The sequence below is a fragment of the Kitasatospora sp. NBC_00039 genome, from assembly GCF_045160625.1.
GTDB lineage: Bacteria > Actinomycetota > Actinomycetes > Streptomycetales > Streptomycetaceae > Kitasatospora.
Window position 1 is genome coordinate 1,199,405 of record NZ_CP108289.1, and the last position, 13,794, is coordinate 1,213,198.

2 protein-coding genes are annotated in these 13,794 nt (G+C 72.3%); both read left to right on the forward strand.

Annotated features, from left to right (window positions below):
* Positions 1-555 precede the first annotated feature (555 nt).
* Entirely contained in the window at positions 556-4,566 is a 4,011-nt protein-coding gene (locus tag OG286_RS05790) for a non-ribosomal peptide synthetase (RefSeq protein WP_405364810.1), read from the forward strand.
* Positions 4,566-13,754 carry an amino acid adenylation domain-containing protein gene (locus OG286_RS05795; protein ID WP_405364812.1) on the forward strand — a complete coding sequence of 3,063 codons (9,189 nt, stop codon included), beginning with the start codon at positions 4,566-4,568 and terminating at the stop codon, positions 13,752-13,754. The genes OG286_RS05790 and OG286_RS05795 overlap by 1 nt, the downstream gene beginning before the upstream one ends.
* Positions 13,755-13,794: the final 40 nt, after the last annotated feature.

Consider the following 13,794-nt stretch of genomic DNA (forward strand, 5'->3'; position numbering starts at 1 on the left):
AGGGCCTTGTCGAGGTGGCTGCCCCGGGTCGGCGCGGAGACCCGTCAACTGCCGGTCTCCGGATCACTTGCCTGTTCCAGGTGCTGAAAAACCCGTGCCGCTCATGCGGAGGAGATCGGGCATTGACACCTCCAGCGACATGATCAATCATCAAGCGAGACGCTGGATCAGAACGGCGACCAACCTTTCTCCCTGTTCAGACAGTTGGCCGTCGACTGCCTGTCCTGCCAGGAAATGAGCACGCGGTGGGTGAGATGGTGAATACACGCCGTGCCGAACATCCGCTCCGCCGAGGGGCACTTGTGGAAGGAGGCGGCCGTTCCGCCCGCGCCGGCCATACGCGGTCTCGGCTCATCGGCAGGCACTGAGTCCGCCTGAACGAGGAACAGCCCGGCGACCCATTGTGGGCGCACCGCTGATAGGCACACCAGGTGTCCGCAGTCCGAGCGGCGCACCCGTCGAATAGTCATTCATCCCCTCGCGCCCGCCGCCGGGCCAGTGAGTTGTTTTCTCACGCCTCCCCAACTGTCCTCCAATCAGAGGAAAGAGCTGGCTTTGCCGACGATACGCACCTCCCCTTCGACCACCAGCAGCCACCGCGACGGGTCACGGCACGACTCAGACGAATCGGCGGCGGCCCGCCGGGACGAACCGCAGCCGCTCTCCTTCGCGCAGCAACGGCTCTGGACGTTGGCTCAGCTGACCAGCGCCGGCGAGGCCTACAACGAGTCGGTCGTCCACCGGCTGCGCGGGCCGCTGGACCATGGGGTGCTGGCCCGGGCGCTGGACACGATCGTCGTTCGGCACGAGGTGCTGCGGACCCGCCTGGTCCCCACGGGCGGCGACGTGCACCAGTGGATCGATCGGCCGGGTATCGGGTACCCGCTCCTGACGGACGATCTGACCGGTGTCCCCGATCCCGAAGCGCGGCTGGCCGCCCTGCAACGTGCGGAAGCCACCGCACCCTTCGATCAGGGCAGCGGCCCGCTGGCCCGTGGCCGCCTGGTCACCTTGGCCGCGGACCATCACGCGTTGCTGCTCACGATGCATCACACCGTGTTCGACGGATCGTCCATGGACGTCATGATGCGCGAACTCACCGTGCTCTACTCGGCGTTCCTCCGCGGCGACGACGACCCGTTGCCACCGTTGCCCCTCCAGTACGCCGACTACGCTCGCCGCCAGCGCGAGTGGATGGACAGCGAGGAGCAGACCTCCCAGGCCGCGTACTGGCAGCAGAACCTGGCCGGTGCCCCGCCCTTGCTCGAACTGCCGACCGACCGGCCTCGCCCGCCCGAGCAGAACTATCACGGCGGCCGGGTGACGATCACCCTGGACGAGAAGCTGACGGCCGGCCTGCGGACGCTCGCGCGGCGGCACGGCGGCACCCTCTTCGTCGCCGCGCTGACGGGCTGGTCCCTCGTGCTGTCGCGGCTGGCCGGAGAGACCGACATCGTGGTCGGCGTACCGACGGCGAACCGCCGCAGCCGTGATCTCGCCGGACTCATCGGTTTCTTCGTCAACTCCCTGGCCGTGCGGGTCGACCTGTCCGGTGCACCGACGGTCTCCACCGCGCTGGGTCGGACACGCACCGCCGTCCGTGGGGCGTTGGACCACCAGGACCTGCCGTTCGAGCGTGTCGTGGAGTTGGTCAACCCGCCGCGCAGCAACGCCCATTCGCCGCTGTTCCAGACGATGTTCGCCTGGCAGCCGTCGCGCAGCGGCCTGTTGGACCTGCCGGACGTCGAGGCGGAGCCCCTCGAAATCCCCTTCGCCGCCGCCAAGTTCGACCTCGCCCTCTCGCTGGCCGAGGAGAACGGCCGTCTGGTAGGCCATCTCGACTACGCCACCGCCCTGTTCGACCATGACAGCGCCGAACGCTATGCGGGCTACCTGCGACGAGTGCTGGCCCAGATGGTGGACGAGCCCGACGTGCAGGTCGCGGAGCTCGCGCTGATGGACGCGGACGAGCGGCACCGGCTGCTCACGGACTGGGACGCCACCCAGGGCGCCGAAGCCGTACCGCCCTCCGGGCTGGGCAGCCTGATCGAACGCTTCGAAGCGCAGGCGCGGGCCCGCCCGGACGGACCGGCGCTCGTCTGTGCCGGTGAGCGAACCGACTACGCCACACTGGAGCGGCGCGCCAACCGGCTGGCGCACGCGCTGATCGCGCGCGGGATCGGACCCGACCAGGTGGTCGGCCTGCACGCCGGACGGTCCACGGAACTGGTCGTGGGTGTCCTCGGCATCGTCAAGGCGGGTGCCGCCTTCCTCCCGCTCGATCCCGGCCAGCCCACCGAGCGGCTGACCGCCATGGTGGCGGACGCCGCGCCGGCCCTGGTACTGAGCACCGCGACCTCCAAGGACGGCTGGCAGGACCTGCGCACGGTCGAGGCGGAGGGTGTACGTGACGACGCCCCAGCGATCGCGGTCGGCCCGTCGCACCTGGCCTACGTGCTTTACACCTCGGGCTCCACCGGCCGCCCCAAGGGCGTCGCGGTGACGCACGGCAGTGTGCTCAACCTCTTCGACACCTGGCTCGCCCGGTTCGGCGCGACACCCGGTGAGGCGACTTCGGCGTGGTCCAGCATCGGCTTCGACGCGACGATCCACGAGATCCTACTGCCGCTCACCACGGGTGCCGTGCTGCACGTCGTCCCCGACGACCTGCGCGCCGACCCCGAGGCGCTGATGGAGTGGATGCGCCGGCACCGCATCGTGCAGGCGTTCCTGCCTCCGGCCTACATCCGGTGGATCGACGAGGCACCCGAGGAGCGCCTGGCGGGTCTCGCCCTGCGCCAGCTGCTGACCGGCGTGGAGTCCCTCCCCGAGATCGCGCTCCACCGCATGACGCAGGTGCTGCCCGGCTTGCGGATCTGCTACGGCTACGGCCCCACCGAGAGCACGCTCTACTGCACCTTCTACACCGACCCGCAGCCCCTCGACCGACCTTGCCCGATCGGCCGGCCGCTGGGCAACACCCGCCTGTACCTGCTCGACGAACGGCTCCAGCCAGTGCCCGCCGGGGTCACGGGAGAGGTCTGGACCGGTGGCGCCGGACTCGCCGCGGGCTACCTGAACCGGCCGGACCTGACGGACGAACGGTTCCTCCCCGACCCCTTCGTACCGGGTGAGCGTATCTACCGCACCGGCGACCTCGCCCGCCGACTCCCCGACGGCAACGCCGAGTTCCTGGGCCGCCGTGACGATCAGGTCAAACTGCGCGGCTTCCGGATCGAGCCCCGCGAGGTGGAGGCGGCACTGCTGGCCGTGTCCGGTGTGCGCGACGCGGCCGTCCTCGCCGACCGCGACGAGGCCGGCGAACTGCGCCTGGTGGCCACCATCGGCCGGGGCGGTGCCGAGCCGAGGCAACCGCACGAGTGGCGCGCCGCGCTGTCCGAGCGGCTGCCGGACTACATGATTCCCGCGCTCTTCGTCGAACTGCCCGCGCTGCCGCGGGGCCGCAGCGGCAAGCTGGACCGCGCCGAACTACTGCGGCAGGCCCGGGCGGCCGTCCCTCGGCAGGTCAACACGGCCACCCCGCGCGACCACGTCGAGATGGCCCTCTACCGCATCTGGAAGCGCGTGCTGCTGCACCCCGCGATCGGCATCACCGACAACTTCTTCGAGATCGGCGGCACTTCGATCTCCGCCATCAAGGTGGCGGCCGCCGTCCGCGAGGAGTTCGGCGACAGCCTGCCCATCCGTGACGTCATCGCGCACCCGACAATCGAGACGCTGGCCAAGCGCCTGCGCACCGGCGCGGCCCGGCAGCGGAGCGGCAGCCTGATCGAGTTCCGTGCGGGCGACGGACGCCGCCGGGTGGTCTGCGTCCACCCAGCCGGCGGCACCGCCTTCTGCTACCTCTCGCTTGCCGCCGCGCTGCCGGAGGAGATCGGCGTGTACGGCATCCAGTCACCCGGCCTGGACCCCGGCGAAACGCCGCTGCCCACCGTCGAGGCCATGGCGCGGCACTACCTGGAGCTGGTCGGGCCGCGCGCGGACGAGTCGCTGGTGCTCTGCGGGCTCTCCTACGGCGGACTGGTCGCCCACGAGATGGGCCGGCTGCTGGCCGAGGCCGGGCACCCCCGGTTCAGCGTGGTCCTGCTCGATACCCGTGGCACCGACGACCCGCAGGAGCGGGCCGCGATCGAGCCCGTCGAGGCGGCGGACTTCCGCGAGAAGCTGGTCAGGTTCAACGGGATGTACCCGGGCATCGAGGACGACCAGATCGACCGGTACTTCCGGATCTACAACCACAACCGGATGTCCGCCCGCGACTACCTCGTGCCGCCGTCACCGGCCCGGCTGGTGTTCGTCCAGGCCTCCGAGGGAGGGGGGGACGAGGCGGCAGAGCGCGACGCCCGCGCGTTCTGGCAACGGCGCGCCGGCGACGGCCTGGTGGTGGAGCCGGTGGGCTGCAGCCACTGGGACATGCTGGAGAGCGACGCGGTGCCGCGGATCGCGGAGCTGATCGCGGCGGAACTGCCACGGGTGCCGGACCCGGCCTCCCCCCTGCCGTCGGTGTCCTCGACCGGCGACCTGCACGCCGTGCGGGAGGCGTGATGCGAAGCACTGCCGAACCCGTCACCGCACCGCCCGTCACCGGCCTCGCCCAAGGCGTGCACGCATGGGCGCTGCAGACCCCCGGCGCGCTCGCGCTGATCGACGGCGACCAGCGGCTCGACTACGCCGCCCTGGACGAGGCCGGAACGGCGGTGGCCGACGGGCTGCGCCGCAGCGGAGTCCAGCCCGGCCAGGCGGTGGCGGTCCACCTCCCCCGCTCCTGGCAGCTGGTCTGCGCCATGCTCGGCGTCCTCCGCGTCGGCGCCAAGGTCGTGCCGCTCGACGCGCAGAGCCCGCCGGAGCGCCGTCGTCACATCCTGACCGACTCCGCCGCCGTGGCACTGATCCACGCGGAGGCAGCGCCCGAGGACCTGCCGGAGGGCGTACGCCCCCTCCCGGCAGCCGCCCTGCTCGCCCTCTCGCCCGGCCGACACCCCGCGCCGGAACCCATGTTCACCGGAGCGCCAGTCTCCTTCCTCTTCTACACCTCCGGAACCACCGGCCTCCCCAAGGGAGTGGAGGTGACGGAGAGCGGCGTGCTGCGCCTGGCCCGCCCGGGGTACATCGAGCTGGAGCAGGGTGCGCGCTACGCCTGCATGTCCAACCCCGCGTTCGACGCGCTGAACTTCGAGGTGTGGGCGCCGCTGCTGACCGGTGGCTGCTGCGTGATCATGGACGACGCGGACGTCCAGACCCCGCACCGGCTGGCGGCCGCACTGCTGCGCGAACGGATCGACACCCTCTTCGTCACCGTGGCACTCTTCAACGCCGTGGTGGACGCCGTCCCCGGCTGTTTCGCCGGCGTGGGGCAGGTGCTGGTGGGCGGCGAGCAGCTCAACGCCCGCCTGATACGCCGCTGGTACCGTCACAACGCGGACAGCCCCACCCGCTTGCACAACGTCTACGGCCCGACCGAGACCACCACGTTCGCGCTCTACCACCCCATCCCCCGGGACTTCGGAGCGGACGTCGTCCCGATCGGGCGCCCGCTGCCCGACACGCGGGCGGTCCTCGTCGTGCCGGGTACCGACCGGGAGGCCGCACCCGGCGAGGTCGCCGAACTCCACCTGGCCGGAGCCGGTCTGGCGGCCGGCTACCGCAACCTGCCCGCGGAGACCGGACGGCGTTTCGTCCGGCTGCCCTGGTACGACGACGGCCGTGACCTCCACTACCGGACGGGCGACCTGGTCCGTGCCGACCCCGACGGCGTCGTGGAGTACGTCGGACGCGCCGACCGCCAGGTGAAGGTCCGCGGCTTCCGGATCGAACCCGGCGAGCTGGAACGGCAGATCGTCAAGCACCCGGCCGTGCGGCAGGCGTACGTCTGCACCCGCCGCGACGGCGAGTACGGCCCGAACGAGCTGCTCGCCTACCTCGTGCTCGACGGCGAGCTGACCTTCGAGGAGTTCGACCGCCACCTGGCGAGCGGGCTGCCCGCCTACATGCGGCCCCACCACCTCTATCTGCTCGACGCGCTGCCGCTGAACGCCAACGGCAAGGTCGACCAGGCCGCGCTGCTGGACCGCGACGACCGGGCCTGGCGACGGACGAACGGACGGGGCACCGTCGCGACCGCCTGGCAGCGTGAGGTGCTGGAGCTGGTGGCGGAGGTCCTGGGCATACCCGACCCCCGGCTCGACGACGGCTGGACCAGCGTCGGCGGCGACTCGCTGAAGGCGCTGCGGCTGCGCTTCGAGGTCAGGCGCCGCTGGGACTGCGACCTGCCACAGTCCACCGTCCTACGAGGGGACTTCGCCTCGCTCGCCAAGGCCATCGCCACCGCCCGCGCCTCCGGACAGGCGCACTATCCCGTGCCGACCGGGCCCACCGAGGCCCGCACCGCCCCGGCGACCAGCGAGCAGCAGCGGCTGTGGCTCTTCCAGCAGCGCTCACCAGGCTCCCGCGCCTACGACGTGACCACCGCCGTGCGGATCAACGGTCCGGTCGACGCGGCGGCTCTCCGACGGTCGCTGCGACGCCTGGTGAACCAACACCCGGCGCTGCGTACCGGGTTCGAGGCGACGCCCGAGGGCCTGCGCCAGGTGGTGGGCGAGCCGTACGACCCCTGGACCGATCCCGACACCGGCACGCCCGACGACGAGAACGGCCAACGGGCTTTCGCCGAGGCGTTCTTCGCGCCTGCCTTCGACCTGGCGCGGCCCCGGATGCTGCGCGCCTGCTGGCTGCCGCAGGACGGGGGCGGCGTCCTGCTGCTCCACCTGCACCACATCGCCGTCGACGGCTGGTCGCTCAACGTGCTCTTCCGCGACCTGTCGGCCGGGTACGAGCCCGCCCTGAGCGGCGGGAACGGACCGCCCCGGGCGCAGCCCACGCCCGCGCTCACGCCGCTGGACTTCGCACACTGGCAGGCCGAGTGGTCCGACCACCCGGGATACCGCGCGCAGCGCGCCGAACTGCTGGCCCACTACGCCGGGTTGGACGACGTCGCCGAGCCGCTGCAGCCGAGCCACGCCCGCCCGTTCTCCGAGGGGCGGCTGCTGCACACCACGCTGGACGTCGTGCGCCGCGCCTACGTCGACCGGCTCTGCAGCGAACTGGGCCTGACCCGCTTCCAGTTGCTGCTGGGCGTCTTCGCCTGGAGCCTGTACGCCGTGACCGGCCGGACCAGGCTGCGGGTGGCCACTCCGGTGGCCAACCGGCCGGTGCAGGAGTTCGAGGCGGGCGTCGGCATGTTCGCGAACACCGTGCTGCTGCCGCTGTCCCTCACGCCCGGTGAGGAGCTGCGCAACCAACTGCGACGCCTGGGCGCCGGGGTGCGCGAGGTGCTGGACCGGCAGGACGTCACGCTGTCCGACGTGCTGGCCGACCTGGGCCCAGCGGCGGGGGAGTCGCCGTTCGACGTCCTCTTCGTCCAGGAGAACACCGACTTCGGGGCACTGGCCCTGCCATCCTGCGCCGCCCGCCCGCTGTGGTGGGCGCCGGCCGAGGCCAAGTGCCCCATGACCCTGTTCGTGGTTGAGCACGCCGGTGACCTGGACTGCGTGTGGGAGTACGCCGCCGACCACTTCGACGCCGCCCAGGTCGAGGCGATGGCCGGGCTGTTCCGGCGCGGCCTGGACCTGCTCGCCGCCGACGAGCCCGCCACCGTGGCCGAGTTGGCGGCTCCCTACCGCAACAGTCTGCCGCAGCACGGCGACGGCCCGACGGCGGAGATGACGTACACGACCGTGGCCGACGGCTTCGCCCGGCAGGTCGCCCGGACCCCGGACGCGACCGCCCTGGACGACGGTCTCCGCACGCTGAGTTACGCCGAACTCGACGCCCACGCGGCCGCGCTCGCCGTCGAACTGCGGTCGGCGTGCCCGGCGCCGGACGAGGCCGACCTCCCGTGCCGCGTCGCGTTGTACTTCGACCCCTGCGTCGAGCACGTGGTGGCACTGCTGGCGCTGGCCCGGCTCAACCTGACGATCGTGCCGCTCGACCCGTCCTACCCGCCGCACCTGCTGCGGCTGATCCTAGAACAGGCGGAGCCGCTGTGCGTTCTGCTGCCGCCGGGCGGTGAGGCGGCGTTCGACGCCGTCGACCCGGGCGGCGTGACGCGACACGCCGTCACGCTGGCCCCCGTAGGCACTCCCGCGCCCGCTCTTCCTCCGCACGACGGCATCCGGCCGCTCTACACCCTCTTCACGTCGGGCTCCACCGGGACTCCCAAGGGCGTCCAGGTGTCGGACCGGACCCTGTGCAACCTGCTCCAGTGGCAGGCTGAGGCGGGCGGCCTGGGGGCGCCCGCCGTGACCCAGCAGTTCTCCGCGCTCTCCTTCGACGTCTCCTTCCAGGAGATCTTCGGCACGCTCTGCGGAGGCGGCCGCCTGCACCTGGTGCGGCCCGGCTGGCGGCAGGACGGGCCGGCCCTGTTGGCGCAGCTGGAGTCGGCGGGGGTGGAGCGTGTCTTCATGCCCTACGTGGCCCTGCAACTCCTCGCCGAGCACGCCGTCCACCTCGGTCGTTACCCCGCTCGGCTGCGTGAAGTGGTCACTGCAGGAGAGCAGTTGGTCTGCACCGAGGCCATTCGACGCTGGTTCGCAGGCCTGCCGGGTGCCCGTCTCTTCAACCACTACGGCCCGACCGAGACGCACGTGGTGAGCAGCCTGTGCCTCGAAGGCGACCCCGCTCACTGGCCGGATCGCCCCGCCATCGGCCGACCCGTGGCCGGCGCCGTGCTGCGGGTGGTGGACGAGGCCGACCAGGCCGTCCCGGCCGGCTGCCCCGGCGACCTGCTCATCGGTGGCACGATGGCCGAGCGCTGCTACCTCGGCGAGGACGGACCGGGCGACGGGCGTTTCGTCGAACTGCCGGGCCTGGGGCTGTTCTACCGCAGTGGCGACCGGGCCCGCTTCGACCGGCAGGGCCTGCTGCACTACCTGGGCCGCGACGACCAGCAGATCAAACTGAGCGGTCACCGGCTGGAGTTGGGCTCGATCGAGGTGGCCCTGCTGCGGCACCCGGAGATCGTCAACGCCGTGGTGGCGCGCGACGGCAAGCTGCTGGTGGCCTGCTTCCAAGGTCGCGGACGGACACCCACGGCCGGGGAACTCACCGCCCACCTGGCCGCGTTGCTGCCCGCCTACGTACGGATCGACCGCTTCCGGCGTCTGGAGACCCTGCCCCGCACCCCCAGCGGCAAACTCGACCGCGCGGGAGCCCTGCGCTCCCCCGGTGAGGAGCTGCACGGACGTACGGGTGGCGCGCCCGTGCTGTCGGAGCACGAAGCCCGGCTGGCCGAGGCGTTCGAGGCGGTGACCGGCGCGGCCATCGGCCCCGACCGTTCCTTCTTCGACGCGGGTGCGTCCAGCCTGACGCTTATGCGCTACCACCTCTACTGTACAACGGAGTTGGGTCTGCGCTTCACGGTCGCCGAGCTGTTCGAGCACGTCACCGTACGACGGCTGGCCCGGTTCCTCGACGGACCCGGAGGTTCGACCGGTAGCACCGTCGGCACGACGGGTGCCCGGACCGAGGCCGTGGCGGGTGACGAACCGATCGCGATCATCGGCATGGCCGTACGGCTCCCCGGCGCCCCGGACCTGGCCGCCTTCTGGGAGATGGTGACCGCCGCCGGCCGGGGCATCGAGCACTTCGACGCGGCGGACGGCCTGGTCGGGGCGCGCAGTCAGCTGGACGGACCGCTGGACTTCGACCCGGACCACTTCGGCATCAGCCGCTACGACGCCCGACTGATGGACCCTCAGCAGCGCCACCTGCTGATGGCCTGTACACAGGCGCTGGCCCATGCCGGAATCCGCGATCCGTCGTCCGGTCCGCGAGTCGGCCTGATCGCCGGGGCGGGCGAGAACACGTACTTCCAGGCCATGCTGCGGGAGGCCGACCCCGGGTGGCTGCCCGACGGCTTCCGGATGGCCCTGCACCACGAGAAGGACTTCCTCGCGACCAAAGCCGCCTACCATCTCGGGCTGACCGGCCCGGCCTTCACCGCCCAGGCGGCCTGCGCGAGTTCGCTGGTCGCCGTCCATCTCGCCGCGGGCTTGCTCCGCCAGGGCGACGCCGAGGTCATGCTCGCCGGCGGTGTGCTCGTCGACCCGGCCCTGACCGGCGGCTACCGCTACCAGCCCCAGCACATCTTCTCCGTGGACGGCCACTGCCGGCCCTTCAGCGACGACGCGAGCGGCACGATCGGTGCCAGCGGCGTCGGCGTGGTGGTGCTCAAACCGCTGCGGCTCGCCCGGCGCGACGGCGACACCGTCTACGCGGTGATCACGGGCTCCGCGCTGAACAACGACGGTTCCGGCAAGCTCAGTTACAGCGCACCCTCACTCGCCGGCCAACGTGAGGTGATCCGCGCCGCCCTGCGCCGCAGCGGTCGCACCGGCGCGGACCTCGCCTACGTCGAGGCCCACGGCACCGGCACCCGCCTGGGCGACCCGGTCGAGGTCGACGCCCTGCGACAGGCGTTCGGCGTCGCCGATTCCGGCCGCTGCGCGCTGACGTCGGTCAAGAGCCAGATCGGCCACCTGGGTGCCGCCGCCGGTGTCGTCGGCCTGATCCGCGCCACCCTGAGCGTCCACCACGACCTCATCCCGCCCAACGTCGACTTCCACGCCCTCAACCCGCACATAGCCGCCGACCCGACTCCCTTCTACATCCCCACGACCGGCCACAGTTGGCCGACCGACCGTCCCCGGGTGGCAGCCGTCAGCAGCTTCGGCATCGGCGGCACCAACGCCCACGTGGTGCTGGAGGCGCCCGCGCCGACGGTCCCGGCGTCCGGCGCCGCGGCGCCCGCCCCGGACGGCTGCCTCGTGCTGTCCAGCAGCAGTGCGGCTGCCCTGCGTACCGACGCCGCCCGCATCGCCGACTACCTGGCCGTCCGCCCCGAGGCCTACGGCGAGGTGCTGCGGCACTTGCAGGCCGGCCGGCCGGCCCGGCAGTGGCGGCTGGCAGCAGTCTGTCCCGACGCGTCCGCTGCGGTGGAGTGGTTGCGCACTGCCGTACCGGTCGCGCCGGTGGGAGCGGACGTGGCGTCCGTGCCGACTGCGGGCCGTACGGCGGGCGAGTTGGCCGACGCCTGGGTGGACGGGTGTGAGATCGACTGGCCGCAGGGTCCGGCACAGGCACCGTGGGACTTCCCGCCACCCGCCTTCGGGCTGGCGGCGTACGACTTCGAGCGCGCCACAGCTACGGCGCCCCACCCTGGGCCCGAAGGTCCACAGCGGCTCGCGGAAACCGACTGGCTGAGCCAGCCTCACTGGGTACGGCTGCGCCGCGCGACCACCACAGGCGGCCCTCGCAGGTCCGCCGTACTGGTAGTGGTCACGGACGGCCCGGCACCCGCTGCGGCGATCCGGGTGTTCGAGGCAGCCTACGCCCGGGTCGTCCGGGTGAGCGCGACCGACGCCTTCGCCCGGCACGGGGAGGACGTCTTCGAGGTCGATGCGACCGACCCCGCTTCGCTGCGCCGACTGCTCGACGTGGTGACCGCACAGGCGGGACAGCAGGGTGTCGACTGGCTGCACGCGCTGCCCCTGGGCGTCGCGGGCCCGGTCGGCCCGCGCTCCGTGAGGCAGGCCCGCTGGGCGTGCGTCGACGCTCCTGCCGCCCTCGTCCAGGCGCTGGCCGGGATGCCGGGATCACCCCCAGTGCGGCTGTGGTGGCTTTCGTACGGAGCCAGGCCCGTCGAAGGCGCCGTCGAGCGGCCGGAGTCGGGCCTGCTCGCCGGAATCAACGAGGTCGCTCCGCAGGAGACTCCCGTGGACGGTCGCTGGGTGGATCTGCCCAGCGCCGCCCTGGCCGACTGGGCGGCGACGCTGACCGCCCTGCTCACCGGGGACGGCATCGGGCGCACCAGGCAGCTGGCCCTACGGCAGGGCTACTGGTGGCAGCAGGTCACCTCCCCGGTAGCCGTGGCCGAGGCGGTCGCTCCGGCGATCCCCCAGGGGGACGGCGTCCACCTGGTGCTGGGCGGTACTGGCGGTATCGGCTCGAGCGTGGCGGCCTGGCTGCTGGAACAGACTGGGGGTCGGGTCCTGCTGCTGGCCAGACGGCCGCAGCTGCCGGCCCAACTGGCCTGCTGGGCCGACCGGGTGGACCTGATCGAGGGGGATCTCGCCCAGGAAGCCGGGGTGGAGGAAGTCCTGCGGCGCGTGGGCGGCCGTACCGCGCGGCTCGATAGTGTGGTCCACGCCGCCGGTGTCGGCACCGGCGGCCTCATCGTCCGACGCGACGCTGCAGCGACCAGCCAGGCAGCCAAGCTCAACGGCGCGCTGCTGGTCGAGCGGCTGATCGAGCAGTACGCACCGGCTCTCGCGGTCTACTGCTCCTCCATGTCAGCCCTGCTGGGCGGGGTCGGCCAGCTCGACTACGCCGCTGCCAACGGCCTGCTCGACGGCTTCGCCCACCACCGGCCCGGCGGCACCGGGACGGGTCCGCAGGCCACCGCGCGGCTCGGCATCGCCTGGGACGTGTGGCGGGAGACGGGTATGGCACTGCGCGCGCCCGCCACGGACGCCCGGCACCAAGCCCATCTGGCGACCGGCCTGACGGCCGACGAGGGGAAGCGGGTGTTCGCCCGCGCCGTGGCTCTCCAGCTACCGCAACTCCTGGTCTCCACCACGGACATCGAGAAGTCTCGGGTGTTCTACAGCGCCCCCGCCCCGGCTCCGACCGCCCTGTCCGCCACGACGGCCGAGGAAGCCCTCTCCCCCGCCGACCTCCTCACCGACCGGCTCCGCGAGTGGCTGGGCGTCGAGCACATAGACCCGGATGAAGCCCTGTACGACCTGGGCGCCGACTCGCTGACCATGCTCGACCTGATCGGCTCGGTCAAACAGCACTTCGGCGTCGAACTCGAACTGTCCCGGCTGAGCCACCAGGTCTCCGTCAACGAGATCCTGACCAGGCTCGATGAGGCCGCCCCGCGCGGGGCGGGCGAGGCGGACGACGTGACGGTGGAGATCTGGCAGGAAGGTACCGGGCGCGACGTGCTGTGCCTGGTGCACCCGGTCGGTGGCGACATCCAGGCCTACCGGCCCCTGGTGTCCGCGATCGACCGGCGGCTGACCGTCTGCCTCATCGCCGACCCCGCCCTGCGCCGGACCGGCCCGCACCGACCCGCACCGCCCGCGTGGCCGCTGGCCGAACGCGCCCGCCACTACCACGCCGCGCTGCACGGACACCTCGCCGACGGCACGCGGCGCCTGTACCTGGCGGGCTGGTCCTTCGGCGCCTGGGCGGCGATGGGCATGGCGGCCGAGGCGGAGGCCGCCGGCCGGCCGGCGCAGGGGCTCTACCTGCTCGACCCACCCGCGCCCGGCTCCGGCCCGCTGTTCCAGGGCTACGACGAGACGCAGCTAGAAGCGGTGTTCGCCCATGAACTCGGCGACAGTGGCGCCACGTTCACCGACGAAGCGAAGGCGTACGCCGGACGGCTCACCCAGTGCTGCCGAGCCAACCTGGCGAGCATGGCCGACCACGAGCTACCGCAACTGTCTGCCACGCCAGGCCAATTGTGGCTGGCGGAACAACCGGTGGAGGGACTTCCCCACCAGGGCACGCCGGACGAGCAACTGGCGCTGTGGGAGGAGCACTTCCCGGCGCCGAGCAGCCGGCACCGGCTCGCCACCACCCACTACGGCGTCGTCCGGCCGCCGTACGTGCACGCGGTGGCGGCCGCGATCAACGCGGCTCTGGACGAGGTGCCCGAGCCCTCATGACGCCTCGGCCCACCGTCCGCACCTGCCCGGCCGTCACCGG

What these genes read in the sequence shown, in the direction of transcription:
- OG286_RS05795 (WP_405364812.1), top strand. Translation starts at nt 4,566, where the DNA reads ATGCGAAGCACTGCCGAACCCGTCACCGCACCGCCCGTCACCGGCCTC.